Annotated in this window: 23 protein-coding genes; 15 read left to right on the forward strand and 8 right to left on the reverse strand. The window is 66.2% G+C overall.

Features of this window, described 5'->3' with window-relative positions; genetic code table 11:
- Positions 1-63 precede the first annotated feature (63 nt).
- Positions 64-1383 (forward strand): GNAT family N-acetyltransferase, encoded by a 1320-nt coding sequence (locus tag P9255_RS08000; protein ID WP_309766508.1) that lies wholly within the window; start codon positions 64-66, stop codon positions 1381-1383.
- Here P9255_RS08000 and P9255_RS08005 read toward each other — a convergent pair.
- The gene (locus P9255_RS08005; protein WP_309789329.1) at positions 1364-3397 is read right to left on the reverse strand and encodes a tetratricopeptide repeat protein; all 2034 of its coding nucleotides are present in this window, start codon (positions 3395-3397) and stop codon (positions 1364-1366) included. The two genes, P9255_RS08000 and P9255_RS08005, sit on opposite strands and share 20 nt — an antisense overlap.
- A gap of 379 nt (positions 3398-3776) precedes the next feature.
- Here P9255_RS08005 and P9255_RS08010 point away from each other — a divergent pair, with 379 nt between their 5' ends.
- From P9255_RS08010 to P9255_RS08050, 9 genes are all read left to right on the forward strand, one after another.
- Positions 3777-4472 carry a 2Fe-2S iron-sulfur cluster-binding protein gene (locus tag P9255_RS08010; protein ID WP_309766512.1) on the forward strand — a complete coding sequence of 232 codons (696 nt, stop codon included), beginning with the start codon at positions 3777-3779 and terminating at the stop codon, positions 4470-4472.
- An 11-nt stretch (positions 4473-4483) separates the two neighbouring features.
- Positions 4484-5473: a xanthine dehydrogenase family protein subunit M gene (locus P9255_RS08015; RefSeq protein WP_309766514.1), complete on the forward strand. Its 990-nt coding sequence runs from the start codon at positions 4484-4486 to the stop codon at positions 5471-5473.
- Entirely contained in the window at positions 5470-7686 is a 2217-nt protein-coding gene (locus tag P9255_RS08020; RefSeq protein WP_309766516.1) for a xanthine dehydrogenase family protein molybdopterin-binding subunit, read from the forward strand. The genes P9255_RS08015 and P9255_RS08020 overlap by 4 nt, the downstream gene beginning before the upstream one ends.
- A gap of 219 nt (positions 7687-7905) precedes the next feature.
- Positions 7906-8487 carry a nucleotidyltransferase family protein gene (locus tag P9255_RS08025; RefSeq protein ID WP_309766518.1) on the forward strand — a complete coding sequence of 194 codons (582 nt, stop codon included), beginning with the start codon at positions 7906-7908 and terminating at the stop codon, positions 8485-8487.
- Positions 8488-8589: 102 nt separating this feature from the next.
- The gene (locus P9255_RS08030; RefSeq protein ID WP_309766520.1) at positions 8590-10110 is read left to right on the forward strand and encodes a UdgX family uracil-DNA binding protein; all 1521 of its coding nucleotides are present in this window, start codon (positions 8590-8592) and stop codon (positions 10108-10110) included.
- 129 nt (positions 10111-10239) lie between these two features.
- Complete coding sequence (locus P9255_RS08035) at positions 10240-10734, forward strand: hypothetical protein (protein ID WP_309766522.1); 495 nt, start codon at positions 10240-10242, stop codon at positions 10732-10734.
- A gap of 219 nt (positions 10735-10953) precedes the next feature.
- Entirely contained in the window at positions 10954-11568 is a 615-nt protein-coding gene (locus P9255_RS08040; protein ID WP_309766524.1) for a glycosyltransferase family 9 protein, read from the forward strand.
- Between the two features lie 19 nt (positions 11569-11587).
- Positions 11588-11749: a hypothetical protein gene (locus P9255_RS08045; protein ID WP_309766526.1), complete on the forward strand. Its 162-nt coding sequence runs from the start codon at positions 11588-11590 to the stop codon at positions 11747-11749.
- 185 nt (positions 11750-11934) lie between these two features.
- On the forward strand, positions 11935-13476 hold the full coding sequence (locus P9255_RS08050; RefSeq protein WP_309766528.1) for a methyl-accepting chemotaxis protein: 1542 nt from the start codon (positions 11935-11937) through the stop codon (positions 13474-13476).
- A gap of 45 nt (positions 13477-13521) precedes the next feature.
- Here P9255_RS08050 and P9255_RS08055 read toward each other — a convergent pair whose 3' ends face one another.
- Positions 13522-14730: a M20 aminoacylase family protein gene (locus P9255_RS08055; protein ID WP_309766529.1), complete on the reverse strand. Its 1209-nt coding sequence runs from the start codon at positions 14728-14730 to the stop codon at positions 13522-13524.
- 270 nt (positions 14731-15000) lie between these two features.
- Here P9255_RS08055 and gabT point away from each other — a divergent pair, with 270 nt between their 5' ends.
- Both gabT and P9255_RS08065 read left to right on the forward strand, forming a co-directional pair.
- Positions 15001-16296, forward strand: a complete 1296-nt coding sequence (gene gabT, locus P9255_RS08060; protein WP_309766531.1) for a 4-aminobutyrate--2-oxoglutarate transaminase — start codon at positions 15001-15003, stop codon at positions 16294-16296.
- A 14-nt stretch (positions 16297-16310) separates the two neighbouring features.
- Entirely contained in the window at positions 16311-17771 is a 1461-nt protein-coding gene (locus P9255_RS08065) for an NAD-dependent succinate-semialdehyde dehydrogenase (protein WP_309766533.1), read from the forward strand.
- Positions 17772-17774: 3 nt separating this feature from the next.
- Here P9255_RS08065 and P9255_RS08070 read toward each other — a convergent pair whose 3' ends face one another.
- Positions 17775-18392 carry a hypothetical protein gene (locus tag P9255_RS08070; RefSeq protein WP_404980279.1) on the reverse strand — a complete coding sequence of 206 codons (618 nt, stop codon included), beginning with the start codon at positions 18390-18392 and terminating at the stop codon, positions 17775-17777.
- Positions 18393-18644: 252 nt separating this feature from the next.
- On the opposite strand from P9255_RS08070, the gene P9255_RS08075 reads away from it, so the two are divergent.
- The gene (locus P9255_RS08075; protein ID WP_309766534.1) at positions 18645-19805 is read left to right on the forward strand and encodes a metallophosphoesterase; all 1161 of its coding nucleotides are present in this window, start codon (positions 18645-18647) and stop codon (positions 19803-19805) included.
- Positions 19806-20016: 211 nt separating this feature from the next.
- Here the strand turns inward: P9255_RS08075 and msrB are convergent, their stop codons facing one another.
- The 3 genes from msrB to P9255_RS08090 are packed head-to-tail and all read right to left on the reverse strand — an operon-like array spanning position 20017 to position 22256.
- Positions 20017-20523, reverse strand: a complete 507-nt coding sequence (gene msrB / locus P9255_RS08080) for a peptide-methionine (R)-S-oxide reductase MsrB (RefSeq protein ID WP_309789331.1) — start codon at positions 20521-20523, stop codon at positions 20017-20019.
- 48 nt (positions 20524-20571) lie between these two features.
- On the reverse strand, positions 20572-21333 hold the full coding sequence (locus tag P9255_RS08085; RefSeq protein ID WP_309766537.1) for an ABC transporter permease: 762 nt from the start codon (positions 21331-21333) through the stop codon (positions 20572-20574).
- Positions 21330-22256 carry an ABC transporter ATP-binding protein gene (locus tag P9255_RS08090; protein WP_309766539.1) on the reverse strand — a complete coding sequence of 309 codons (927 nt, stop codon included), beginning with the start codon at positions 22254-22256 and terminating at the stop codon, positions 21330-21332. The genes P9255_RS08085 and P9255_RS08090 overlap by 4 nt, the downstream gene beginning before the upstream one ends.
- A 118-nt stretch (positions 22257-22374) precedes the next feature.
- Between P9255_RS08090 and P9255_RS08095 the strand changes: the two genes are divergently transcribed.
- Complete coding sequence (locus P9255_RS08095) at positions 22375-22854, forward strand: 2,4'-dihydroxyacetophenone dioxygenase family protein (protein ID WP_309766541.1); 480 nt, start codon at positions 22375-22377, stop codon at positions 22852-22854.
- 14 nt (positions 22855-22868) lie between these two features.
- On the opposite strand, the gene P9255_RS08100 is transcribed toward P9255_RS08095, so the two are convergent.
- The gene (locus P9255_RS08100) at positions 22869-24026 is read right to left on the reverse strand and encodes a DUF2827 domain-containing protein (protein ID WP_309766543.1); all 1158 of its coding nucleotides are present in this window, start codon (positions 24024-24026) and stop codon (positions 22869-22871) included.
- Complete coding sequence (locus P9255_RS08105; protein ID WP_309766546.1) at positions 24023-25159, reverse strand: DUF2827 domain-containing protein; 1137 nt, start codon at positions 25157-25159, stop codon at positions 24023-24025. Before P9255_RS08105 ends, P9255_RS08100 begins: the two co-directional genes overlap by 4 nt.
- A gap of 417 nt (positions 25160-25576) precedes the next feature.
- Between P9255_RS08105 and P9255_RS08110 the strand changes: the two genes are divergently transcribed.
- Complete coding sequence (locus tag P9255_RS08110; protein ID WP_309766548.1) at positions 25577-26428, forward strand: 3-hydroxybutyryl-CoA dehydrogenase; 852 nt, start codon at positions 25577-25579, stop codon at positions 26426-26428.
- Positions 26429-26640 lie beyond the last annotated feature (212 nt).

Here is a 26640-nt window from a genome sequence, read left to right on the forward strand (position 1 = left end):
CCGGCCTCCCTGCGTCGTCGCACGGTTTGTTACGATAGCCCATCACGATCGGAGGCGGCACTCATGACGACATCGGGCATCGCAGGCAGCAGCACGTTATCCCTCTTGAAGCTCCTTCCCGGACCGGGTTCCGAATTCGGTCCCGCGGCGTCCGATCTCGCCGCGCACGTTCTCTCGCATCAGCGTTTCGATCCGGCGGCAGGCGCTGCGTTGCCGCGCGAGACTTTCCACGGAATGACCGTCGACGAAGCCATGTCCGACGAGTACGTCTTTCCGCTCGGCGACACCGGGCAGTCGATCGTGCTGTCGGGCTATCGCATCGCGGCGGGATTCATCGCCGAGCGCGCCGCCGACGAGTGGCTGGAACTCGCGCACAAGGAGCGCGTGGCGCGCGGTCTGCCCGCCGCGCCCGAGGCCGACGAGCCGCCGCTCGCGCCCGATCCCGCCGAAGCCGATCAACTGCTCGATCGCGCGCTGGATTGCGCGCAACGCATCCTCGATCCGGTCGCGGGCCAGCCGCTTCTCTCGCTGTTCGAAGCGCACTATCGCGGAGGGCGCGAATTCCTGCGTCTTTCGTGGGAAGGCTTGCCCGAGGATCTGGTGCCCGAGTCGCGCCGGCCGCTCGCCGCCCTCGCCTCCGCGATGGACGACGGCGAGCGCCGCGAAAAGCGCGATTACGATCCGTACGGCCTCGTCGGCACCGATGATTACGATGTGGACCGGCCGCTCGCGTATCGCGAGAAGATCGGCCCGTTTCTGTTCACGATGACGTATCGCCACGAGTATCCGCAAGTCGACGACGAGCGCCTCGGCACTGCGTTCGCCGTGTTTCACGAAGCGGGCAGCGATATCGTCGCGGCGGCGGCGGAACTCAAGCTCGTCAAGGTGCCGCCGCTCACGAGCAGCGCCGATCTCGTCTATACGCTCGACACGTATTCGGGCGAGATGCTGTCGCTCGCGCTGGCGTCGACGGAAGCGCTCGGACAGGCGCGTCTGTGCGACGTGTACAGCACGCATCGGGTGATCTATATCAGCATGTGGGAAGTGCGAAAGCCGTGGCGCGGCGAAGGGCTCGGCGTCGCGCTGCTGCATCAGGCGCTGGAGCGGCTTCCCGTCGATGTCGACGGCCGGCCGAACGCGCTATGCGTCGCGCCGGAGCCGTATCAGGTGGACATGCGCCACTTCGACAAGCTGCCCGCCGTGCTGCGCGAAGAACTGAAAGCGCCGGGCCGACGGCTCGAGGCGCACCTGACCAGCTGGCTCGAACGCTCGAAGCTGCCGATCGCCATGCATTTCTTCGTGCCGATGGCGCGGCACGCGGGCATCGGGTCGGCGGGCGAGAATGCGCAGTGGATCGACAGGATCATGGAGAGCGAGGCGTGATGCGCTCGTCGCGCCACGTCGCGAGTTCGTCCGCGACGCGCGCGAGCACCGCGTCCCACTGACCGGGCGCGGCCTGCCGGAAAAGCCGCGCGGTGGGATACCACGGCGAATCGTCGCGCGCGTCGAGCCAGCGCCAGCACGCGTTCGAGCACAACAGCACCCACACGGGCTTGCCGAGCGCGCCCGCGAGATGCGCGACCGACGTATCCACCGAAATGACGAGGTCGAGCGAGGCGACGATCGCGGCGGTATCGGCGAAATCGGCGACGTCGTCCATGAATTCGAGCGGGCGCAGGCGCGCGGGCAGCGTTGCAAGTTGCTCGCGCACCGCCGGGCCTTTCTGCAGACTGACGAACGTGATACCGCGCTGTTCAAGCAGCGGCTCCAGGTGCCGCACGTCAAACCAGCGGCGGCTGAACATGGCGAGCGGGTCGGCCAGCCACGGACGCGGCACGCCGCCCCACACGAGGCCGACCTTGAGCGTATCGGCAGGCAGGCGGGTGCGCCACCGATCCACCCGTTCCGCCGATACGTGCAGATAAGGCGTGCCGCACGGGATGGAATCGAGCGTCGTGCCGACGACCGCGGGCACGCTCATCAGGAAGCACCAGTAGTCGTGCGGCGGCAAGGTCGCCAGCGCGTCGCGGCCGATGCACTGCGCGACGCCGTCGACCGATTCGACGAGCGTGATCAACGCGTTGGGACACACGACCGTCAGCTTCTTTGCGCCACGCGACTTCAGTTCGGTCACGTAGCGGCAGAACTGGAGCGTGTCGCCGAAGCCCTGCTCGGTGATGACCACGAGCGACTTCCCCGCGAGCGGCTCGCCGCGCCATTGAGGATAAGACAGTGACGGACGCTCGACGACCTGCTGCGGCAGGCCATCGTCGTAGCGCGCCTCGAAGCATTGCCAGCCTTCGGTGAAATGGCCGGCGCGCAGCAATGCCGACGCGAGATGAAGTCTCGAGTTGGCGGATTCGGGATCGATGCGCAGAACTTCGCGAAACGCGCCCTGCGCCTCGTCCGAGCGTGCGCCGTCTTCGCCAAGCAGAATGCCCAGATTGTGATACGCAGCCGTGAAGTCCGGCATGAGTGCGATTGCCCGGCGATAGGCGGCTTCCGCTTCTTCCAGCCGTTCCGGCCGGCCCTGCGCGGCTTCGCGGAACAGCACGTTGCCGAGGCCGAAGTGTGCGTTCGCGCAATCCGGCTCGATGGCGATCGCGCGTCGATACGCTTCTTCCGCCTCCCCGACGCGATCGAGCCGGACGAGCGCTCCGCCGAGATTGATGAGCGCCCCCACGAAATCGGGACGCAGCGCGAGCGCGTTCCGATAGGCGCGCTCCGCCTCCGCCTGATCGTCGAGCGCATTGCCGAGGTTGTAGTGCGCGTCGGCCCAGTCGGGGCGAGCCGCGACCGCCTGCCGCAGTTGCGCCGCCGCTTCGTCCAGTCGCCCGCAGTCTTTCAGCAGATTGCCGAGATTGTTGTGCGCCTCGGCGTGGGCCGGACGCGCCGCCAGCACCTGCCGGTACGCCGCCTCGGCCTCGGGCAGACGGCCGGCGCGCGTCAACAGGCTGGCGAGGTTGTAATGCGCTTCCACGAAATCGGGCTTCAGCTTCAGCGCCTCCCGGAACCAGTGTTCGGCTTCATCGCGATGGCCGAGCTGATCGAGCGTGTTCGCAAGGTTGTACTGCGCCTCGACGAACGCCGGGCGCAGCTCGATCGCCTTTCGATAGACCGCCTGCGCTTCGTCGAGCCGGCCCGCGTCCTTCAGCGCGTTGCCGAGATTGCTGTAAGGCCCCGCGTCTTGCGGATGTTCGTCGATCGCGCGCCGCCACCAGACTTCGGCCTGCTGCTTCCGGTTCGCGCTGTACGCGCAGACAGCGGCGAGATCGAGCGCGGCCAGATGAGCCGGAACGCGGTCGAGCATCGGCGCTAGGGCGGCGAGGGCATCGTCGAAGCGGGCGTTCGAATAATGGCGAAGGGCCGCGTCGTAGCGGTTCTGATCGAAGGTCATGGCTAACGTAGCGAACGGAATCGACGTCATTTTGCAGCGTGCCCTTCCCCGCGATCGTCACAATTTGGAGCCACCGGGCGAGCGGCGATCGAAATAATCGCGAGCCGGCGCGGGTCGGCTTTACGAACTCATGCAGCTTTTACGTGGTTCTTGCGCGCCACGGGCGGCATCGGCGCATTCAGGCGCGTTGCATGATGCCTGGCATCCAAGTTGCTCGCCGTTGGCCGCCGCGAGCGGCCCTCGCGCGCACCACAACCGCCCACGGACTCGGGCATCGGCGCTTGGCGAACCGACGTCGCATCGGCCGCGAGCGGACAGGCCCCATGAAGACTCGAGCCGAACGGCGTCCTTCTGAACGAGCGAGGAGCCTTCTTTCGCCATGTCCCCAGTCAACAAGCCATCCCCACGTCCCGACGACGCGGCTCAGAAGCCCGCGCGCAGACGCTTTCTGCAATCGGCCGCGGCGGCGGCGGCCGTGACCGCCGCGCCGCTCGCGCCCGCGCAGCAGGCGGGCGCCGATGCGAGCGCAGCGGCGCCGATGCCGCCTTCCGCCGCGCCGACGATGCCCGTCAGGCTGACCATCAACGGTCATCCGCATGAACTGCAAGTGGAAGCGCGCACGACGCTGCTCGATGCGCTGCGCGAATACGCCGGCCTGACCGGTACGAAGAAGGGCTGCGACCGCGGCCAGTGCGGCGCGTGCACGGTCATCGCGGGCGGCAGGCGCATCAACTCGTGCCTGACGCTCGCCGTGATGCACGAAGGCGAAACGGTGACGACGGTGGAAGGCCTCGCCCCCGCCGCCGATGCGCTGAGTCCGCTGCAGCAGGCGTTCATCGAAAAGGATGCGTTCCAGTGCGGCTACTGCACGCCGGGCCAGCTGTGCTCGGCGACCGCGCTCATCGACGAATTCCGCGCCGGCGACGCCAGCGCCGCAACCGCCGACGTGCGCTATCGCCCGCCGCAACTCTCCGACGATGAGATCCGCGAGCGCATGAGCGGCAATCTCTGCCGCTGTGGCGCGTATCCGAACATCGTGGCGGCGGTGAAGGCCGTTGCCACGACGCGCAGCTGAAGGAGGCGCACATGGACGCGATTTCCTATCAGCGCGCCGCCGACATCGGCTCGGCGATTCAGGCCGGCAGCCAGCCGGGCACGGCGTTCATCGGCGGCGGAACGAACCTGCTCGACCTGATGAAGGGCGGCGTCGCGCGGCCCGTGCGGCTCGTCGATATCACGCATATCGGCGGGCTGGATACCATCACGACGCTGCCCGACGGCGGCCTGCGCATCGGCGCACTGGTGCGCAACAGCGATGCCGCGAATCACACCTGGGTGCGCGAGCGTTATCCGCTGCTGTCGCAGGCGTTTCTCGCGGGGGCGTCGGCGCAATTGCGCAACATGGCGACGGTCGGCGGCAACCTGATGCAGCGCACGCGCTGCTATTACTTCTACGACACCGCCTTCCCCCAGTGCAACAAGCGCAATCCCGGCAGCGGCTGCGCGGCGCTCGACGGCCACACGCGCATTCACGCGATTCTCGGCGCGAGCGAGCAATGCATCGCGACGAATCCGTCGGATATGAGCGTGGCGCTCGCGGCGCTCGATGCCGTGGTACGCGTGAGCGGCCGGGATGGCGAACGCACCATTCCGTTCGCGGAGTTTCATCGGCTGCCGGGCGACCGGCCCGATCTCGACACGACGCTCCTGCCGGGCGAACTCATCACGTCGGTCGATCTTCCTCCGCCGCTCTTCGCGGCGCATTCGAAGTATCTGAAGGTGCGTGATCGCGCGAGCTATGCGTTCGCGCTGGTATCGGTCGCGGCGGCGCTGCAGATGGACGGCGACACCGTGAAAAGCGCGCGCATCGCGCTGGGCGGCGTGGCGCACAAGCCGTGGCGCGCGAGCGCGACGGAAAGCGCGCTCGTCGGCAGGACGCTCGACCGGGGCACGCTGCAAAGCGCCGCCGCGCTGGCGGTGCAGGGCGCGAAGCCGCGGCGCGACAACGCATTCAAGGTGACGCTCGCGCAGCGGGCGATCGTACGCGCCGTCGAACAGGCCGGAGGTGTCGCATGAGTGTCATCGGACAACCGCTCGACCGCACCGACGGCGTGCTCAAGGTGACTGGCCAGGCGCGCTATTCGGGCGACAACAGCGAAGCGAAGCTCGCCCATGCGGTGCTGATCACGAGCACGGTGGCGAAGGGACGTATCGCATCGATCGATGCGAGCCGCGCGGAGGCGCTGCCCGGCGTGCTCTTCGTGATGACGCACCGGAACGCGATGCGCCTGCCGAACGGCGGCGTCCCCGATGCGCAGCCGCCCGCCGTGCGCAAGCTCACGCTGCTGCAAACGAACGACGTGCGATACAGCAACGAGCCGGTGGCGGTCGTCGTCGCCGATACGCTCGAGCATGCGCGCGGCGCGGCCCGTTTCGTCGATATCCGCTACGAGGCCGCGACGCCCAACGCGGATTTCCAGCGCGCGAGAAGCTCGGCGTATCAGCCGGAGAAGATGATGGGCCGCGCGATCACGACGCAGCGCGGCGACGTCGATGCCGGCCTGCGCCAGGGAGCGTCGCGCTTCGACGCGGTCTACACGACGCCGAACGAGCATCACAATCCGATGGAGCCGCACGCAACGCTCGCACGCTGGGACGGCCCGAAGCTCACGCTCTACGACTCGACGCAGGGCGTGTCCGGCACGCGGAGCGCGGTGGCCAAATTCTTCGGCATTCCCGATGACGACGTTCGCGTGATCTGCCCGTTCGTCGGCGGCGGCTTCGGCTGCAAAGGGTCGGCGTGGTCGCATGTCGTGCTCGCGGCGATGGCGTCGAAGCAGACGGGGCGGCCCGTGAAGCTCGTGCTCGACCGGCCGCAGATGTTCGGGATGGTTGGCAACCGGCCGTTCACCGAGCAGCGCATCCAGGTGAGCGCCCGTCCCGACGGCACGATGACGGGCATGCGGCACGACGTGATATCGACGACCTCGACGTTCGAGGACTGGACGGAAAGCTCGGCCATCGTCACGCGGATGATGTACGCGGTGCCGAATCAATCGACATCGCACAAGCTCGTGAAGCTGGATGTCGGCACGCCGACCTTCATGCGCGCGCCGGGCGAGACGAGCGGTTCGTTCGCGCTCGAATCGGCAATGGACGAGATGGCGTATCGGCTCGGCATGGACCCGCTCGCCTTTCGCATCAGGAATCACGCGAACATGGAGCCGCAGGAGAAAAAGCCGTGGTCGGGCAAGTCGCTGCTGGAGTGCTACCGGGCGGGCGCCGACAAGTTCGGCTGGAGCAGGCGGAGCGCCGCGCCGCGTTCGATGCGCGAAGGCAACACGCTCATCGGCTGGGGCGTGGCGACGGCGACGTATCCGGCCAATCGCAGCGAGGCGTCGGCGATCGCGCGCATCCTGCCCGACGGCACGGCGGTGGTCGCTTCCGGCACGCAGGATCTCGGCACCGGCACCTACACGATCATGACGCAGGTCGCCGCGGACGCGCTCGGCTTTCCGCTCGATTACGTACGTTTCGCGCTCGGCGATTCGTCGCTGCCGAAAGCGCCGGTGTCGGGGGGATCGCAGTCGGCGGCGAGCGTGTCGCCGGCGGTGCAGGCAGCGTCGAAACAGGCGCGCGAGCAGCTCATCGCAATGGCGATCGCCGATCGGGGATCGCCCGTCGCGGGCCTCGCGCGCGAGGACGTGACCGTGAGCAACGGCTGGGTCGTGAGCCTGTCGGCGCCCGAGAAGCGCGATCCGGCCGCGGCGGTCATCGCCCGCAACGGCGGCAGGCCCATCGAGGCGGTCGCCACCACGCGCCCCGGCGACGAGAAGAAGCAGTACTCGTTTCATTCGTTCGGCGCGGTCTTCGCGGAAGTGCATGTCGATGCCGACCTCGGCACGATCCGCGTGCCGCGCATCGTCGGCGTGTACGACGTGGGGACGCTCATCAACGAAAAGACGGCGCATAGCCAGTTGATGGGCGGCATCGTGTGGGGCGTCGGCTCGGCGCTTCTGGAAAAGAGCGATCTCGACGTGCGTTACGGGCGTTACACCAACGCGAATCTCGCGGAGTATCACGTGCCGGTGAACGCGGATATCGGCTCGCTCGACATTGCGTTCGTCGGGCAGCCGGACCCGCATATCAATCCGCTCGGGGCGCGCGGGATCGGCGAAATCGGCATCACCGGGGTGGCGGGGGCGCTGGCGAATGCGGTGTTCCACGCGACGGGTGTGCGGGTGCGCGATCTGCCGGTCACGCTCGACAAGGTGATGGGAGCAGGCTGAAGGCGGACGCGGCATTCGCGAAGGCGGTCGGTCTCGCGACGGCGTGCGTTGGCTGTTGGGCGAGCGTGGTTGTTCGGCGGTCGCTTTGGTCGGCTGGCATGGGCGCGCACGTGCAGGATTCGCCACGGCACGCGCACGATGGATGGCCAGCGCCGCCCCGCTTGCCGCCGCCTCCGACGCGCTGCACAATCGGCTTCCTTTCTCACCATGGGCAGCACGATGACCTATTCGTCGAACGCGACCGGCCTTCTGCTGGCGGCCGGCCTCGGCACGCGCTTCGATCCGTCGGGCGCGCGGAACAAGCTGCTGGCCCCGCTGCCGGACGGCGCGCCGGTCGTCCTGCAGTCGGCGCGGCGGCTCCTTTCCGTGACGGCGGAAGTCGTCGCGGTCGTGCGGCCGGGCGCGGAAAAGCTCGCCCGCGTGCTGAGCGACGCCGGCTGCAATGTCGTCGTGAGCGAGGACGCGGAACGCGGCATGGGCGCGACGCTCGCCGCCGCGGTGCGCGCAACGTCCAATTGCAGCGGATGGATCGTCGCGCTCGGCGACATGCCGTGGATTGAGCCCGCGACGATCGAAGCGGTCGCGCGTTCCCTCGACGCCGGCGCGGAACTTGTCGCGCCGTGCTATCGCGGCACGCGCGGGCATCCGGTCGGGTTCGGCGGCGCGCATCGCGATGCCCTCGCCTCGCTCGACGGCGACGCCGGCGCGCGCGGCATCCTGGCCCGCGCGACGCCGCTCGTCATCGATGTCGACGATCCGAACGTGCTGCGCGACGTCGACCGACCGAGCGACTTGCAGTAAAGGGCACGACCATCCCAAAAAAGTTGCCTCGAAGCAGGAGCCATCGCTAGAATACTGTATGGATATACAGTACTTTTCAGCCTTTTCTGGTTCCGGTTTCCGATGAAAAGCGTCATTCTCGACCCATCGTTCGCTGCATGGCGCACCGTCGCGCGTTCCCTCGTCACGGAAGGCGTGCCGCCGCAAGACGTGCTCTGGCGCGAGTCCGCCGCGTCGGCCACGGTGTTCGGCACCATCGCCGCACCCTGCGGCCCGGCGGACCCGAACGCGCCGAAGCCGGTGAAAATCGCCCGCGAGTTTCTGACCATGCTGGAGACGGCTGCGTGCTACCGCGCGCCGGATCGCTGGCCGTTTCTCTACAAGGTGCTGTGGCGCTGGACGCAGGGCGATCGCGCGGTCGCGTCGGCTGAAGATGCGGACGGGCATCGGCTGCATCGGATGATCGAGGCGGTGCAGGCCGAGGAAGGCAAGATGCGCAAGACGTTGCGCTTCCGGCACCGGGATGCGTCGCTCGGGCCGCCGGAGTTCATTAGCTGGTGCGAGCCGGTGCATGACCTGCTGGAACACGCCGCCATGCATTTCGCCACGCGCATGGGCAGCGCCACGTGGATGATCGCCACGCCCCACGGCGCGGCGTTCTGGGACGGTGCGCTGCTGCGCGTGGACCGCACGAGCGAGCCGGAGGAAAAGCCAATGGATTTCGGCGTGAGCGCCGATTCCATGAGCGGCGAGGCGGTCAGCGGCGACGCCATCGAGGCGTTGTGGCTCGCGTATTACGAGAGCACGTTCGCGCCGGCGCAGGAAAACGCCGCGGAAATGGCGTCGCACATGCCGGTGCGTTACTGGAAGAGCCCGCCGAACGAGCGCGCCGATCCGGCGCTCATTGCCCGCGCGGACCCGTACACGCGGCGCGACAGCCATCCGCGCAACGTGCCGGACGACATGGAAGTCGCGCTCAATACGGATCTCGAGCCGCTCAAGGGCACGTCGCTGAAGGAGCCGCCGTCGCTCGACGCGTGCAAGCGCTGCTCGCTCTGGCGCAACGCCACGCAGGCGGTGCCGGGCGCGGGCCCGGCCGGTGCGCGCGTGATGCTGGTCGGCGAGCAGCCGGGCGATCAGGAGGATCGCGAGGGCAAGCCGTTCGTCGGCGCGGCGGGCAAGCTGCTCGACGAGGCCATCCGCGAGGCGCAACTGACGCGCGAATCGCTGTATCTGACGAACGCGGTGAAGCACTTCAAGTGGGACGAACACGGCGAGCAAGGCGGCGAAGGCAAGGAACGCCTGCTCGTGACGCCGTCGCAGCGCGAGCGGGAGGCGTGCCGCTACTGGCTCGACGAAGAACTGGCGCGCATTGCGCCGAAGGTGGTCGTCGCGCTCGGGGCAACGGCGCTCAAGGCGCTGACGGGGCATCGCACGGCGTTGTCGGAGTATCTCGGCAAGACGATCGAGCACAAGGGGCGCATCGTCGTGCCGACCTATCATCCGTCGTATCTGCTGCGCCTCATCGACGACAAAGTGCGCGAGGAAGTGTTCGGGACGATCGTCGAGGCGCTCGTGTTCGCGCAGCAAATCGCCGACGGCACCGCGACCGTGCGAACGCCCGTGAAGGACCGCACCCGCTGACGGACGCGCTGGCAAATGCAACAGCCCGCAACAGGAAGAAACAAAACGAAAGCAACGTCAACGATCGTGTAAGCCGTGCGTTGAACCGATGTCGCGCTTGTTTGCGCTTATTCGTTGAGACGACACCACATGGCCGCTCTGCCGCTCGAAGCTCTTCGCCAGCAACATTCCCTGACTGCGCTCGTGCCGAAATCGGCGGGGCAACTGCATAGCGAACGCGAGCGGCTGATTGCGCGCGCCGGCTTGCTGCTGAAGGCGACTATCGCGCTGGCGCTCGTGGGCGCGGCCTTCGTCGCGGGATTGCCGTTTTCGCCGGTGCCGCACGAATACAGCTTCGGCCTGCAGGAAGTGCTGGGCGTCGCGGTGTTCGCGTCGTGCCTGTTCCTGCTGCACGAGCGCGCCGAACTGACGCTCGCGCTCTACGACTACGAGCCGGTCGAGCAGACCACGCAGGGCGAATTGCGCGCGTTGCTGCATCGGGTGCCCGAAGGCGCGTCGTATCAGCAGGCGCTCGCCGCCGACAACCGCACCTTCGTGACCGGTGAAGTCGACGGCATCCGCCGTCGCGCGGAAGCGTTCACGCCGAAAGCGCTGCCCGCCGAAGACGGCAATCCGGAAACCTGAGCCGCAGCCGTTTCGCCGGCGTCGAGAACCGCCGCTCCTGATCGCGCAGGGCGGCGGTTTTCTTTTGAGGGCGCGCGGACGGCGAACCGTCTTGACGATCCTTTGTCCGCCGCCTTCAATACGGACATCCGGAACCCTCTTCGATAGGCATGGCGCGTGCTGAAACTTATGCCTCCGATCCGCCCGAGACACGAGGCCACGCCAATTGCAGGAGTCAGGATGCGAGCCAATCCCTTTTCGAAGTTTGCCGATGCGCTGTCCCCGGACCTGTCGCTCGCCCCGGCGCTGATCCCCGATTCGCCGTCCGCGCCCCCTTCCGCGCCTTCCGATGACGCGCTCACCGATGCCCAGTACGACGAGCTGGTGGCGTTTCACGGCATCGAACGGGAGCGGCTGGTGCTGATTCATCCCGGCAGCCATCACGCTGCGCCCGCGTGGGCTGCGGAGCAATATGCCGATGTCGCCGACCAGCTCGCCGCCGACGGCTGGCAGATTGCGATCATCGGCGACGCGCCCGATCCCGAGCGCACCGCAGGCGTGCTCGGCGCGATGCAGACCGCCGCGCTTTTTCTGGCCGGCGCGGTCGCGCCGCGCACGCTGCCGCGCCTGATCGCGGATGCGCAGCTCCTGCTTTCCGACGACGCGCAGGCGCCCTCGCCCGTCGCCGTGGCGCGCGCGCTCGGCACGCCGCATATCGTGCTGAACGAACATCCGCGCGGCACCGCGACCGACGCGATCGCGCGCCGCGCCCGCGCCGAGTTGTCCGATGTCGAGCACGCGCACCCCGGCCAGCCGTTCACGCTGCACATGCCGGCGTCACACGATGCGTTCTGACTTTCTTTCCGGAGCCACGATGAGATTCGACCTGCAGACCAGTCCCGTCCCCGATCCGATCGCGGACCCGAACCGCGATCCGGAAGCCGATCCGCTCACGCCGCCGTCGCCGGGGCATCGTCCGGACGAGCCGCAGCATCCGGAAGCGCCGCCGGACAAGGACCCCATCGTCCGTTTCTGAGCCGCCCCGCCCGCCTGCCCGCGTCACATCGGGTATTCCCCGCCTCAATCCCGCCTGCCTCGCGCCGTAAAGCAGCCATGCGGCGGCGCACGCCGTCGCATCGTCGATACACACACAAGACAACGTGACATACAAACGTGACGTCAACGTAACGTAACGGAAGAGCGGGCGCACACATGAACGGAATGACCCTCAACAGAAAGCTCGGCTCGCTGATCGCCGTGCTGTGGATCGGCCTGATCGCCATCGGCGTGATCGGAGCGTGGCAGAACCGGACCTCGATGATCGACGACCGCAAGGAGCAGCTCAAATCGCTCGTCGGCGAAGCGCATGCAATCGTCTCCCATTACGCGGCGCTCGCGGCCAGCAAGACGCTCACCGACGACGACGCGAAAAAGCGCGCACTCGAAGCCGTCGGCGCGATCCGCTACGGCACCGACGGCTATCTGTCCATCAACGACTCGCGTCCGGCGATGGTCATGCATCCCATCAAGCCCGCGATGGTCGGCCAGAATCTCGCCTCCTACACGGATCCGGCGGGCAACCGGCTCTTCGTCGATATCGTCAAGGCGGGCGATCAGCCGGGCGGCGGCTTCGTAAGCTACCTGTGGTCGAAGCCGGGCAGCGACAAGCCGGTCCCGAAGCTCTCGTATGCGCAGAAATTCGCGCCGTGGGACTGGTACATCGTCACCGGCATGTACATGAACGACGTGCAGGATGCGTTCTACGCGAGCGCGCTGCGCTGGCTCGGCATTACGGCCCTGCTCGGCGCGGCGGCGACGGTGGCGATGCTCGTCGTCCTGCGCAGCATCCGGCGCAATCTGGGCGGCGAGCTGGAAGTCGCGGTCGGCGCGGCGCACCGCATCGCGGGCGGCGATCTGACTGCAACCGTCCACGTGCGTCCCGGCGACACGACGAGCCTCCTCCACGCGCTCGCGACGATGCAGCGCGGGCTCGTCGAAACCGTCTCGCGCGTGCGCAACGGCACGGAGAACATCAACGTGGGCGCGTCCGAGATCGCAGCGGGCAACACCGATCTGTCGCAACGCACCGAGGAACAGGCGGCGGCGCTCGTGCAGACCGCGTCGAGCATGGATCAGATGACCGCGAACGTGAAGAACAGCGCGGAGAGCGCGGCGCAGGCCGCACGGCTCGCGGAGCAGGCGGCGGACGTCGCGACGCGCGGCAGCGGCGTGGTCGATGACGTGATCCACACGATGACGCGCATCACCGAAAGCTCGCAGCAGATCGGCGACATCATCGGCGTGATCGACGGCATCGCGTTCCAGACGAACATTCTCGCGCTCAACGCCGCCGTCGAAGCGGCGCGCGCCGGCGAGCAGGGACGCGGCTTCGCGGTCGTCGCGGCGGAAGTGCGCAGCCTCGCGCAACGATCGGCGACGGCGGCGAAGGAAATCAAGGCGCTGATCGAGACATCGACGCAGACGGTGGAGGAAGGCGCGTCGCTCGTATCGAACGCGGGCGCGACGATGGGCGAGATCGTCCAGTCGGTGCGGCGCGTGAACGAAATTCTGGACGAGATCAGCAACGCGTCGCGCGAGCAGAGCGCGGGCATCGAACAGGTGAATCGTGCGGTCGTGGAGATGGACCAGGTGACGCAGCAGAACGCGGCGCTCGTCGAAGAAGCCGCCGCAGCCGCGCATTCGCTGAAGGATCAGGCGGACGGGCTGCGAGAGGCGATCGGCAGCTTCAGATTGCCGGCGTGATGCGAGCGGTTCGATGCGCGAGGCGGGGAGCCTCGCGCGTTGTGATTACTCAGCCAGCCACCGCTCCACCAGCCGCGCCCAATACGCGGCCCCGACCGGCAGATTCTTGTCGTTGAAGTCGTAATGCGGGTTGTGGACCATGCAGCCGTCCTCGCCCGCGCCGTTGCCGATGCGCAGGAACGTCCCCGGCCGCGCCTGCAGCATGAACGCGAAGTCCTCGCTGCCCATCAGCAGATCCGTATGCGCGACGACGTTCTCGTCACCGACCAGCTCGCGCGCCACTTGCGCCGCGAACTCGGTCTCGGCATCCGAATTGACGACGACCGGATAGCCTTCGACATACGACACCGTCGCCTTCGCGCCGTAACTCGCCGCCTGCGCTTCCACGAGTTCGCCGATTCGCCGCTTCAGCAGCTCGCGCACCTGCGGGGTGAACGAGCGCACCGACAGTTCGAGCGTCGCGCGGTTCGGAATGACGTTGTTGACGGTTCCCGCGTGCATCGAGCCGACCGTGACGACCGCCGGTTGCGCCGGATCGACATTGCGCGCGACGATCGTCTGCAACGCCATCACGATGCTCGCCGTCACCACGACCGGATCGACCGAAAGATGCGGACGCGCCGCGTGGCCGCCGACGCCTTCGATCACGATGGACACCTGATCGCCCGCCGCCATGAACGGGCCCTTGCGAAACAGGAATGTGCCCGGCTGCGCGCCAGGATGGTTGTGCACGCCGAACACCGCATCGCAATGAAAGCGGTCGAACAGGCCTTCTTCGATCATCCGTTGCGCGCCGCTCGGCACGCCGTGCTCCTCGGCCGGCTGAAAGTACAGATGCACGGTGCCGTTGAAGCGGCGCGTGCGCGCGAGGTGGCGGGCCGCGCCGAGCAGCATCGTCGTGTGGCCGTCGTGACCGCACGCGTGCATCTTGCCGTGCGTTTCGCTCGCGTACGGCTTGCCGGTCTGCTCGACGATCGGCAGCGCATCCATGTCCGCGCGCAAGCCGATGCTCTTCGTCCCCTCGCCCGCCTTCAACGTGCCGACGACGCCGGTCCCGCCGACGCCGCGCGTGACCTGCCATCCCCACTCCGCGAGCTTGTCCGCGACGAGCGCGGCCGTGCGCGTCTCTTCGTAGGACAACTCCGGATGACGGTGAATGTCATGGCGAATCTCGCGCAACGAAGGCGCGTCGTCCGAAAGGTCGGCGATTTCGGTGAAGCGGTGATCGGACGAAGGGAAAGAATCGGTCGTCATGGAAAAGCCCTGGCTGAGAATGAATGCACGGCGCGGCGTGAAAGGCGCACATGATCCTCCACTCGCGCGCCGCTCGCCAGTCCGGCGACGCTTCTGTGCATTTTTCGCACGACGCCGTGGTCCGGGAACGCCGAATGGCTCCCCGCGTTTTAATGAAATGGCTCTGAACCGAAGAGCCAAATCTCACTATAGTCGGCGCTATGTCGCGGCTGCGGTCGCGATCGACACCACAACCGATCACCGCGCCGACGCGGAAAAGGAGATTTCGCCGTGAATGCCCCTCTCAAAAACGCCGACCTGCAAGCCCGCAAGAACGCCGCGACGCCGCGCGGCGTGGGCGTCATGTGCGATTTCTACGCGGCGCGCGCCGAAAACGCGGAACTCTGGGACGTCGAGGGCCGGCGATTCATTGATTTCGCGGCGGGCATCGCGGTCTGCAACACGGGGCATCGGCATCCCAGGATCGTCGAGGCGATCCGCGCGCAACTCGATTGCTTCACGCACACCGCGTATCAGATCGTGCCTTACGAATCCTATGTGTCGCTCGCCGAGAAGATCAGTGCCCGCGCGCCGGGCCGGCATCCGAAGAAGACCGCGTTTTTCACGACAGGCGCGGAAGCCGTCGAAAACGCCGTGAAGATCGCGCGCGCGGCGACCGGGCGGCCCGCCGTCATCGCGTTCACGGGCGGCTTTCACGGCCGCACGCTGATGGGCATGGCGCTGACCGGCAAGGTCGCGCCGTACAAGATCGGCTTCGGGCCGTTCCCGTCGGATGTCTATCACGCGCCGTTCCCGAATCCGCTGCATGGCGTGTCCGTCGACGACTCGCTGCGCGCCATCGGGCATCTGTTCAAGGCGGACGTCGAAGCGAAGCGCGTCGCGGCGATCATCTTCGAGCCGGTGCAGGGCGAAGGCGGTTTCAATCCCGCGCCGCCGGAGTTCGTGCGCGGCCTGCGCGACATGTGCGATGAACACGGCATCCTGCTGATCGCCGACGAGGTGCAAACCGGCTTCGCGCGCACGGGCAAGCTCTTCGCGATGGAGCACTACGGCGTCGAACCCGATCTGATGACGATTGCAAAGAGCCTCGCCGGCGGCATGCCGCTGTCGGGCGTCGTCGGTCGCGCGGACGTGATGGACGCCGCCGCGCCCGGCGGTCTCGGCGGCACGTATGCGGGCAATCCGCTGGCGGTGGCGGCGGCGCACGCGGTGCTCGACATCATCGACGAGGAAGCGCTTTGCGAACGCGCCGTCGCGCTCGGCGACAAGCTCAAGGCGAAGCTCGACGCGCTGAAACGCGACGTGCCGCATATCGCCGATGTGCGCGGCCCCGGCGCGATGATCGCGGTCGAATTCTGCAAGCCCGGCACGCGAGAGGCCGACGCCGACTATGCGAAGCGAGTCCAGGCGCGCGCGCTCGAACGCGGCCTGCTGCTGCTCGTATGCGGCGTGTACGGCAACGTCGTGCGGTTCCTGTTTCCGCTGACGATCCAGCAAGAAGTCTTCGACGAAGCGCTCGGCATTCTGGAATACGCGCTGCGCGACAAGATCGGCGCGGCGGCCTGAACGAAGGACACGACATGAGCCTCCACGATCGACTCAAGGACGCGGCGCTGCTGCGTCACGAAGCCTATATCGACGGCGAATGGCGGCACGCCGACGACCGCGCCACGCTGGAAGTGCGCGATCCGTCGAACGGCGAATCGCTCGGCCACGTTCCGAACATGGGCGCGGCCGAAACGCGCCGCGCAATCGAAGCCGCGAACGCCGCCTGGCCCGCGTGGCGCGCGAAGACGGCCAGGGAGCGCGCGGTCATCATGCGCCGCTGGTACGAGCTGATGACCGAACACGCCGACGACCTCGCGCTGATCCTCACGACCGAACAAGGCAAGCCGCTCGCCGAAGCGAAGGGCGAGATCGGTTATGCGGCGTCGTTCATCGAATGGTTCGCAGAGGAAGGCAAGCGCGTGGCCGGCGACACGCTCGCCACGCCCGCCGCCGACAAGCGCATCGTCGTGACGAAGGAGCCGATCGGTGTCTGCGCCGCGATCACGCCGTGGAATTTTCCTGCCGCGATGATCACGCGCAAGGTCGGCCCGGCGCTCGCGGCGGGCTGTCCGATCGTCGTGAAACCGGCGGAGGCGACGCCGTTCACCGCGCTGGCGCTTGCCGTGCTCGCCGAGCGCGCGGGCGTGCCGAAGGGCGTGCTCGGCATCGTCACGGGCGATCCGAAAGCAATCGGCGGCGAGATGACGGCCAATCCGATCGTGCGCAAGCTGTCGTTCACGGGATCGACGGCGGTCGGGCGGCTTCTGATGGCGCAAAGCGCGCCGACGATCAAGAAGGTCACGCTGGAACTGGGCGGCAACGCGCCCTTCATCGTGTTCGAGGACGCCGATCTCGACGCCGCCGTGCAGGGCGCGATTGCCTCGAAGTATCGCAACAGCGGGCAGACGTGCGTGTGCACGAATCGCTTCTATATCCACGAGCGCGTCTACGATGCCTTCGCGCGCAAGCTGGCCGATGCCGTCGCCGGGCTGAAGGTCGGGCGCGGCACGGAAAGCGGCGTGGCGCTCGGGCCGCTGATCAACGAGGCGGCGGTTAAGAAAGTCGAATCGCATATCGACGATGCGCTGGCAAAAGGCGCATCCGTGGCTGCGGGCGGCAAGCGTCACGCGCTCGGCCACGGCTTTTTCGAACCCACGGTGCTGACCGGCGTCACGCCGGACATGCGCCTCGCGAAGGAAGAGACGTTCGGGCCGCTCGCGCCGCTCTTTCGCTTCTCCACCGACGAAGAGGTGGTCCGCCGCGCCAACGACACCGAATTCGGGCTCGCGGCCTATTTCTACAGCCGCGACATTCGCCGCGTCTGGCGCGTGGCGGAGGCGCTCGAATACGGCATGGTCGGCATCAATACCGGGCTGATTTCGAACGAAGTCGCGCCGTTCGGCGGCGTCAAGCAGTCGGGGCTGGGCCGCGAAGGCTCGCATTACGGCATCGACGATTACCTCGTCATCAAGTATCTGTGCATCGCGGTGTGATGCCTACTTGGCGGCATTGGCGGCGTCCGCGGGCGTGACCCTGACGGCCGCCGCCGATACGAACACCGCGTGCACGGTATCGCCCTTCTTCAACTGCTGCGCGTCGAAGTCGGCCGGATAGTCGAGCGTTTCGGTGCCCCACGGTCCGCGCAGTGTGACCGTGCGCTGCTTCCGGTCGATCTTCTCGACCGTCGCAAGCACTTCCACGCGGCGCGACGATTCGAAACCGCTCACGCCGCCCGCTTCGGACGCCGGCGAGTACGTCTGCGTATCGACACGCTTGCGCAGGCCCTTCTCACCGCCCGTGACCTTGTCGGCGGTGACGAGCAGCGCGTTCTTGTACAGCACGTCCACCTTGTCGCCGACGCGAAGCTGATCGAAGTTCGTCACTTGCCTGTCGACGAGCACGGTCGCATCGCGATGCGGGCCGCGCAGCGTCACCATCCGCGTCGACGGATCGATGCCGGTGATGGTCGCCTGAATGTGAATTGGCGGCGCGGCGGCAATCACCTGCTGCGCGTCCCGGTTCAGCTCGTCGCTGCCTTGCGCCGATGCCGCCCCGCCCGCTGCGGCGATGGACGTCAAAACGAGAATCGAAAGTGCCCGCCGTTTCATGCTCATGGTCGCCTGCTCCCTTTGGACATTTGCAGTGCCAAGCATCAATATCACGTCGCCGCCGCGCGGATCATCGAATCGCGCTATGCATTGCGCGCGGCTCAGAGGAATGTGCAATCGATTGTTGAAGATCGTCCATCAAGATGTCATCGATGTCGACTAAGGCGTGAATTTTGGTGAAACGGTAGAATCGGCTGCTGGCGGAAACGGGGCTGATGAGCGCCTCGCCGCCGTCTCTTCGACCTGCACAGGGGCGCTATGCGACGTTCCGCATTCTTTCTCCGCTTCATCGGTATCGGCGTCTTGTTTCATCTCTATGTGGGTGTGCGGCTCATTCCCGCTGCGCCCGTGGGCATGCCGCTCAAGGTGCTTGCGGCCGCGCTGCTCGTTGCATCGCTCGTGCTCATTCCGCTCGGGATGATGGCGCGCAGCATCGAACCGCCATCGCTCGCCGACCGCCTCGCATGGTTCGGCCTGACCGCGCTCGGTTTCTTCTCGTCGCTGCTGTTGCTGACTTTCGCCCGCGATTTGCTGCTTTTCGCCGTCCATGTCATCGACTGGCTGCGCGGCGCGCCAATCGGTTCGCCCCGGCTCGTCGCCTATAGCGCGCTGGCGGTGCCGATGCTTGCGGTCCTCTCGTCCGCGATCGGCTTTTATAACGCGCGGCGGCGCGCGCCGGTCGTCAGCGTCGACGTCCCCATCGACGGCCTTCCCGCCGCACTCGATGGCTTCACCATCGTGCAGATCAGCGACATTCACGTCGGCCCGACGATCAAGCGGCATTACGTGGAGCGCATCGTCGCGGCGGTGAACGGGCTGTCGCCGGACGTCATTGCGGTAACGGGCGATGTCGTCGACGGCGCGGTGCCGAATCTCGCCGATCACACGCGCCCGCTCGCACGCTTGAGCGCACGCCACGGAGCGTTTCTCGTCACCGGCAATCACGAGTACTACTCGGGCGCGGACAAGTGGATCGCGGAGTTCCGCCGGCTCGGGCTCAACGTGCTGCTGAATCAGCATGTGGTGGTGGATCACGATGGCGCGCGCGCCGTGATTGCCGGCGTGACCGATTACAACGCGGGCAGCTTCGATCCCGCGCATCAAAGCGATCCCGCGAAAGCGATCAGCGGCGCACCGGCCGACGCCGCCGTGCGCGTCCTGCTCGCGCATCAGCCGCGCAGCGCGACGGCCGCCGCCGAAGCGGGCTTCACGCTGCAGCTATCGGGGCATACGCATGGCGGGCAGTTCCTGCCGTGGAATTTCTTCGTGCGCCTGCAGCAGCCTTTCGTGGCCGGCCTCGTGAACATCAACGGGCTCTGGGTGTACACGAGCCGCGGAACGGGCTACTGGGGGCCGCCGAAACGGCTCGGGGCGCCTTCGGAGATCACGCGCGTGCGGCTGGTCTCGCCGACGGTCTAGGACAAAAGAGGATGACTGAGGGAGTGGACGCGCGCCGCATGACGCGCGTCCTGCGCTTGGGGAAAAGCGCGACGTTCGAACACGGGAATGAACGAACGCCCTTCATCGACGAGCGGGAATCCCGCCGACGAAGCATCGACAAGTTAAAGAATTCGGGCCGCAGCGACCACTAGAACTATCTTAAAAATTAGCTGTTCTTAGGCAATCAAAGTCAGGTCTGCTGGAATGTCAGCGCCGCGCCGTTGATGCAGTAGCGCAAACCGGTCGGCTTCGGACCGTCGTCGAAGACATGGCCCAGATGGCCGCCGCAGCGCCGGCACTGCACTTCGTTGGCGAGCGTGACAGGTGGCTCGGCGGCGTGCGTGGCGACGGCGCCATCGAGCGGCTTCCAGAAGCTCGGCCAGCCGGTGCCGCTCTCGAACTTCGCTTCCGACGAAAATAGCGGCAGGCCGCATCCCGCGCACGCGAAACGGCCATCGCGCCGTTCGTGCAGGAGCGGACTGGCGAACGGCGGCTCGGTCGCGCCGCGCCGGAGCACGCGATACTGCGCGCTCGACAACCTTCTGCGCCAGTGCGCCTGACTATGCTCGATCTCGTAAGACGTATGCGATCCGGCGCGCGCCGGCGCGGCCCCGACATGCCACGGTGCGACGCCGCTCGCGATCGTGGCGGCCATCGCGCCGAGAAAACTGCGTTTCGTGCGTCTCATGACTTTCATCGGATGAACGCCTCCTCGTTTCTCGTCTCGCCGGCGCGAGCGCTGGCTTCACGCCTTCAGCCGATACCCCGTCTTGAATATCCACGCGACGATCGCGATGAACACCGCGAGGAATACGAGTGTCATCGCAAGGCTTATGCCGACATCGACATCCGCGAGACCGTAAAAGCTCCAGCGGAATCCGCTGATCAGATAGACGACCGGATTGAACAGCGCAACGGTTTTCCAGAACGGCGGCAGGATGTTGATGGAGTAGAAGCTGCCGCCAAGGAACGTGAGCGGCGTGACGATCAGGAGCGGAATGATCTGGAGTTTCTCGAAGCCGTCCGCCCATATGCCGATGATGAACCCGAGCAGGCTGAACGTCACCGATGTCAGCAGCAGGAACAGGATCATCCACACCGGATGGTCGATGCGCAGCGGCACGAAGAGCCGCGCAGTCGCGAGAATGATGAGCCCGAGAATGATCGACTTGGTCGCCGCCGCGCCGACATAGCTCACGACGAGTTCCAGATACGACACCGGCGCGGACAGCAGTTCGTAGATCGTGCCGGTGAACCTCGGAAAGTAGATGCCGAACGACGCATTCGCGATGCTTTGCGTGAGCAGCGACAGCATGACGAGGCCGGGCACGATGAACGCGCCATAGCCGATGCCGTCCACTTCCGGAATGCGCGAGCCGATGGCCGCCCCGAACACGACGAAGTAAAGCGAAGTGGAGATGACGGGCGAGACGATGCTCTGCATCAGCGTGCGGCCGGCGCGCGCCATCTCGAAGCGGTAAATTGCGCGTACTGCGTGTAGATTCATTTGGCTTCCCTGACGAGGCTCACGAAGATGTCTTCGAGCGAGCTTTGCGTCGTTTGCAGGTCTTTGAAACGCACGCCGGCTTCATCGACATGGCGCAGCAGCGCGATGATGCGGCCCGGCTCGTCGTGCGCGTCGTACGTATAGGTGAGTTCGGCGCCGTTCCCCGACAGCGTCAGCGCGTAAGGCGCAAGCGCCTCGGGAATGGCGGCGAGCGGTTGCTCGAGTTGCAGCGTGAGCTTCTTCTGCCCCAGCTTGCGCATCAGTTCCGCCTTCTCTTCGACGAGCACGATCTCGCCGCGATTGATGACGCCGATCCGGTCCGCCATCTCTTCGGCTTCCTCGATGTAATGCGTGGTGAGGATGATGGTCACGCCGTTGGCCTTCAGGTCGCGCACGAGAGTCCACATGTCGCGGCGCAGCTCGACATCGACCCCGGCCGTGGGTTCGTCCAGAAAAAGGATCTCCGGTTCGTGCGCGAGCGCCTTCGCGATCAGCACGCGCCGCTTCATGCCGCCCGAAAGCGTCATGATCTTGTTGTCCTTCTTGCTCCAGAGCGACAGCGACCTCAGCACCTTTTCGATGTGCGCCGGATTCGGCGCGCGCCCGAACAACCCGCGGCTGAACGAGACGGTTGCCCAGACGGTTTCGAAGGCGTCGGTGGTGAGTTCCTGCGGCACGAGGCCGATCATCGCGCGGGCGGCGCGATAGTCGGTGACGATATCGTGCCCCGCGACGGTGATCGCGCCCTGGCTCGCCCGCACGATGCCGCAGACAGTGGAAATGAGCGTCGTCTTGCCCGCCCCGTTGGGGCCGAGCAGCGCGAAGATTTCGCCTCGGCGAATCTCCAGGTTCACGTCCCTGAGCGCGGAGAAGCCCGACGCGTAGGTCTTGTATAGGTTCGATATAGCGATGATGTTCGGCATGGCGTGGACGATAGCAGATACCGCGCCAATCGGCTGGAACCGGAGGGGTCGTCCGAACGGCCGATGTTCGTCATGCACGCCGCTCTTTAGAATGAGCGGTCAGACATAAGGAGCCGTCATGCTGTTCGAACACATCCAGACCGCGTGCATCAACGACGCGGACTTGCCCTGGGTCCCCTTCACGCCCTACAGCGAGCGCGTGCTCGTCAAGTACTTCAAGCTCGATCCTATTCGCGGCGAAACCATCGCGCTGCTGAAAGCGCCGGCGAAAGGGCAGATGCCGCGTCACCGGCATACGGGCACGGTCATCGTCTATACGGTGGAAGGGCGATGGAAGTATCGCGAGCACGAGTGGATCGCGGAGAAAGGAAGCATCGTGTACGAGACGGCCGGCTCCGCGCATACGCCGGAAGCCGTCGCGCCGCTGGATGGTCCGGGCGATATCGTCACGCTCAACATCATTCAGGGCGAACTCGTGTTCACCGATGAAACCGGCCGCACGCTCGCCACCGAAGACTGGCGTAGCGGCTGGAACCGCTATGACGCGTACTGCCGCGCGCACGGCCTCGCGCCGCGCGATCTGACGGCGTTCGGCTAGCGCGCGGCGCGGCCCTAGCGCTTCTGAAAGAGCGCGTCGAGCGCTTCCGAATACGCGCGGATGTTCGCCTCGTATAACGGGTCCAGCGTGCGCAGGAATGCACGGGCAGTGGCGCGATAGGCTTCGAGATTCGCGTCGTGCCGCTCGAACGCCTCACGCAGCGCGCGGCCGCCGTCTTCGCAGTCGAAGCCGTGATAGCGGTATCCGCAATCGCCGATCATGTCCGAATTGTGGATGAGCGGATAGCCGCCGTGCAACGCCTCGTAGTACAGATAGTTCTGCGCATTCTCCCACTGGTGACTGACGATAGCATCGATCTCGCGCGGCACGATCTGCGCGAACGGAAACCGCGCCTCGAACGATGCGAGGTTGTGCCTGACCACATCCAGATTCCGCGCGAATTCGATGAACGTGGGCTGCTCCTTCAGCTTCGCCGTGCCGTAGACGCGCACGGCGTCGAGCACGTTCGGATCGGCGCGATGCGCGCATTCGCACGCGAGCAGCGGCACGTAGCTCGTCTTCACCATCGAGACGTTCGGCTCGAAGATGCCGACGCGCCAGCGGCGCTTGCCCGGCTGATAGCCGAAGCTCAATCCTTCGGGCAGATTGCGCGCGTCCTTCTCGAGCAGCATCGGGCTCCAGATATGCGGCACGATCGTGACCGGCGCGCGGCCGAGCGCCTGAAAGTACGGCTTGCCGGTCCGTTCGTACTCGGGCAGGGTCCACATCGCATCGTAGTAAAGCTGGGAGACGAGGCCCGCGGGCGGCAGCCCGAAAACCATGCATTCGATATCGAGCACGTAGTCATTGCCGACGCGCATCGACACGATCTTGCCGCCGCGCTCGCGGAAGCGCGTCACCCATTCGTGACTGAGCTGCGCGGCCATTTCGATCATCACGTCGAGCCGGCCCAGCGCGGATTCCGGTTCGATGAGCGGCGCGGGCGCATCCGCCATGAAACGCTTCGCGTCTTCGCGGGTGCCGTCGCCGCTCGCGACGATGTAGACGGCCTCCACGTTCGGCGACCGCGCGAGCAGCATGATGAGAAAGAGCGCGTTCTGGGCGATGCCGCTTTCGAACATCGACTGTCCGGCGCCGCGCACATACACCGACACGCCGACGCGCAGCTTGCGCGCAGAAGGCTTCTTGCTTGTGTTGTTCACGGAACTCATCGTGCGGCGCTCCCGTTCGGGCGATTCCAGAGATGCATCAGGCGTTGCGCGTAGGCTTCCAGATTGGCGGGGTTGAACGGATCGACGGCGTCGATCACGCGGCGCGCGCGCGCGCGGTAATCGTCGAGCGACGCGTCGTGCTCGCGCACCGCGCGCAGCAGTTGCCGCGCGCCTTCCTGCACGTCGAAGTCGGGATAGTAATAACCGGCGTCTTTCAGCCAGGGCGAGTTGTGGATCAGCGGATAACCGCCGAAGAGCGCATCGAGATAGAGATAGTTCTGGTCGTTGGCCCATTGATGCGACACGATCGCGTCGCCGTGCATCGCCATGAAACTCACGATATCGTGCCGGCCTTCGAACAGCGCGCGATGATCCCGCACGAGGTCGAGCGAATTCGCGAGATACAGCAGCGTCGGATGGTCCTTCATGTGGAAGGTGTTCAGCGCGACCATCTTCGATACGCTTTCGCGGTTGGCGCGATACGCCTCATCACAGACGAGCATCGGAATGCTCGACGTTTTCTGCACCGATATGTTCGGCTCGAAAATGCCGATACGCAGCGCCTGCGTGCCCGTCTCCGCGCGCGGGCGGTAGCCGTAGCGATGGCCGTGCTGCGCGACATGCGCAATGCGTTGCTCGAGGAATTGCGGATGCCAGATATACGGCACTTCGAACACGTCGCAGCGATGCAGCGTGCGCATGATCGGCGCGGACGGCGCGTCCTTCGACAGCAGCCAGACTTCGTCACAGCGATCCGGGCGCGGCATGTGGCCCGTCTTGCGGAACATCGCCGCTTCGGTGAGCCCGAGATACGGCTGACCGACGACATAGAACACGACCTTGCGCCCGCGCGCGCGCATCAGGTCGAGCCAGCCGACATCGAGCGCGCCGCCCAGTTCGATGATCACATCGACGGCATCGGTCGCCTCTCGCAAGCCGATCACGCGCAGCTTCTTGCCGGCGAGGTCCACTTCCTGCGGCATGGCGGCGAGCGCGCCGACATCGATCAGGTCGACGGAAGAAACAAAGGGCAGGCGCTGAAACAATTCCGCGAGAAAGACGATGTTCTGGCCCATTCCGTTCGACCAGATGCTATGCCCCTCGTAGCTCGCCATCGAAATGCCGATTCTCATTGACACCACTTTCAATACTCCGAAAAGACTTCGCCGGGCCATGACAGGCGGCAAGACAGCGCGCGGTCCGCGCAGACTGGCCCGGCGTGAAACGTTGATTCAGAACCACGACTCGAGCCGAAACGAAGCAACGACGGAAACAATGTCGCTGCGGCCGGCCGACCGGGTGCGGCGTTCGTGACAGACGAAGAACGGGCAACGCGAAGCGGCGGCGCCTCCGTGCGGCATCGAGTGCGATGACGGGCGCTTCGGCGGCGCGGCATTCTACCAACTGCCATCCGTCATCGTTTGATGAACTGAGTGTAGGCCAAACTTTCGGAAATATGGCAGCGAGCGGCCGTTCGCGACTTCAGGAAGACGGGCGTCGCGGCTCGGTAGAATCAGGCGTCGCATCCATTCACGAAACAGGAGCAATCGATGAGCATTCAGACGGTCGGTATCGTCGGAGCGGGAACGATGGGAAACGGCATTGCGCAGGTCGCGGCCGTCGCGGGATTGAAGGTCGTGATGATCGATGTCACCGACGCCGCGCTTGCAAAGGGCGTCGCCACGCTGACGAACAGCCTCGCGCGCCTCGTGTCGAAGGACAAGCTCGATGCTGCCGCGCGCGATGCGGCCATCGGGCGCATCGGGACATCGACCGATTACGCGTGTCTCGCCGAAGCCGACATCGTCATCGAAGCGGCGACCGAGAACACCGAGCTCAAGCAGCGCATCCTGAAGCAGATCGAAGCCGCCGCGCGGCCCGATGCGATCATCGCGACGAATACGTCGTCCATTTCGATCACCGCGCTCGGGGCGACGCTCGCCGACCCGGGCCGCTTCATCGGCATGCACTTCTTCAATCCGGTGCCGCTTCTGCCGCTCGTCGAAGTAATACGCGGCGTGCGCACCAGCGACGAAACCGCCGCGACCGTGCGCGCGCTGACCGAAACGCTCGACAAGTCGCCGATCGGCGTGCGCAATTCGCCGGGCTTCGTCGTCAACCGCATTCTCGTGCCGATGATCAACGAAGCGTTCTTCGTGCTCTACGAGGGCATTGCGAGCGCGGAGGAAATCGACGCCGGCATGAAGCTCGGCGCGAATCATCCGATCGGGCCGCTCGCACTGGCCGATCTGATCGGGCTCGACGTGTGTCTTTCCGTGATGGACGTGCTTCATCGGGACTTCGCCGACTCGAAGTATCGTGCGTGCCCGATGCTGCGCGAATACGTCGCGGCGGGGCGGCTCGGGCGCAAGACGCGGCAAGGCGTGTATCGCTACGACTGATTGCCGCGAGCGGTCACGCAGCCGGCAGCAGCGTGGCGAGATTGCTGAACACGGTGATCAACGCATTGACGCCGACGAACGCGAGCGCCCCGCTGGACGAACGGTTTTTGCAACTGCCCATCCTTCTTCCTGGCGCACGGAGGGCAGTCCATGCATGTGCCCGGGCGCGCGGGGAAACGCTCTGCGGTTTGAGTACGATCGATTGCATGCCG

Source organism: Caballeronia sp. LZ019 (genome assembly GCF_031450825.1).
GTDB lineage: Bacteria > Pseudomonadota > Gammaproteobacteria > Burkholderiales > Burkholderiaceae > Caballeronia.

What these genes read in the sequence shown, in the direction of transcription:
- P9255_RS08055 (WP_309766529.1), bottom strand. Translation starts at nt 14,730, where the DNA reads ATGACGACCGATTCTTTCCCTTCGTCCGATCACCGCTTCACCGAAATC.
- P9255_RS08075 (WP_309766534.1), top strand. Translation starts at nt 18,645, where the DNA reads ATGCGACGTTCCGCATTCTTTCTCCGCTTCATCGGTATCGGCGTCTTG.
- msrB (WP_309789331.1), bottom strand. Translation starts at nt 20,523, where the DNA reads ATGAAAGTCATGAGACGCACGAAACGCAGTTTTCTCGGCGCGATGGCC.
- P9255_RS08005 (WP_309789329.1), bottom strand. Translation starts at nt 3,397, where the DNA reads ATGACCTTCGATCAGAACCGCTACGACGCGGCCCTTCGCCATTATTCG.
- P9255_RS08035 (WP_309766522.1), top strand. Translation starts at nt 10,240, where the DNA reads ATGGCCGCTCTGCCGCTCGAAGCTCTTCGCCAGCAACATTCCCTGACT.
- P9255_RS08045 (WP_309766526.1), top strand. Translation starts at nt 11,588, where the DNA reads ATGAGATTCGACCTGCAGACCAGTCCCGTCCCCGATCCGATCGCGGAC.
- P9255_RS08030 (WP_309766520.1), top strand. Translation starts at nt 8,590, where the DNA reads ATGAAAAGCGTCATTCTCGACCCATCGTTCGCTGCATGGCGCACCGTC.
- P9255_RS08065 (WP_309766533.1), top strand. Translation starts at nt 16,311, where the DNA reads ATGAGCCTCCACGATCGACTCAAGGACGCGGCGCTGCTGCGTCACGAA.
- P9255_RS08095 (WP_309766541.1), top strand. Translation starts at nt 22,375, where the DNA reads ATGCTGTTCGAACACATCCAGACCGCGTGCATCAACGACGCGGACTTG.
- P9255_RS08015 (WP_309766514.1), top strand. Translation starts at nt 4,484, where the DNA reads ATGGACGCGATTTCCTATCAGCGCGCCGCCGACATCGGCTCGGCGATT.
- P9255_RS08025 (WP_309766518.1), top strand. Translation starts at nt 7,906, where the DNA reads ATGACCTATTCGTCGAACGCGACCGGCCTTCTGCTGGCGGCCGGCCTC.
- P9255_RS08105 (WP_309766546.1), bottom strand. Translation starts at nt 25,159, where the DNA reads ATGAGAATCGGCATTTCGATGGCGAGCTACGAGGGGCATAGCATCTGG.
- P9255_RS08000 (WP_309766508.1), top strand. Translation starts at nt 64, where the DNA reads ATGACGACATCGGGCATCGCAGGCAGCAGCACGTTATCCCTCTTGAAG.
- P9255_RS08100 (WP_309766543.1), bottom strand. Translation starts at nt 24,026, where the DNA reads ATGAGTTCCGTGAACAACACAAGCAAGAAGCCTTCTGCGCGCAAGCTG.
- P9255_RS08050 (WP_309766528.1), top strand. Translation starts at nt 11,935, where the DNA reads ATGACCCTCAACAGAAAGCTCGGCTCGCTGATCGCCGTGCTGTGGATC.
- P9255_RS08085 (WP_309766537.1), bottom strand. Translation starts at nt 21,333, where the DNA reads ATGAATCTACACGCAGTACGCGCAATTTACCGCTTCGAGATGGCGCGC.
- P9255_RS08110 (WP_309766548.1), top strand. Translation starts at nt 25,577, where the DNA reads ATGAGCATTCAGACGGTCGGTATCGTCGGAGCGGGAACGATGGGAAAC.
- P9255_RS08010 (WP_309766512.1), top strand. Translation starts at nt 3,777, where the DNA reads ATGTCCCCAGTCAACAAGCCATCCCCACGTCCCGACGACGCGGCTCAG.
- P9255_RS08020 (WP_309766516.1), top strand. Translation starts at nt 5,470, where the DNA reads ATGAGTGTCATCGGACAACCGCTCGACCGCACCGACGGCGTGCTCAAG.
- P9255_RS08040 (WP_309766524.1), top strand. Translation starts at nt 10,954, where the DNA reads ATGCGAGCCAATCCCTTTTCGAAGTTTGCCGATGCGCTGTCCCCGGAC.
- P9255_RS08070 (WP_404980279.1), bottom strand. Translation starts at nt 18,392, where the DNA reads ATGAGCATGAAACGGCGGGCACTTTCGATTCTCGTTTTGACGTCCATC.
- P9255_RS08090 (WP_309766539.1), bottom strand. Translation starts at nt 22,256, where the DNA reads ATGCCGAACATCATCGCTATATCGAACCTATACAAGACCTACGCGTCG.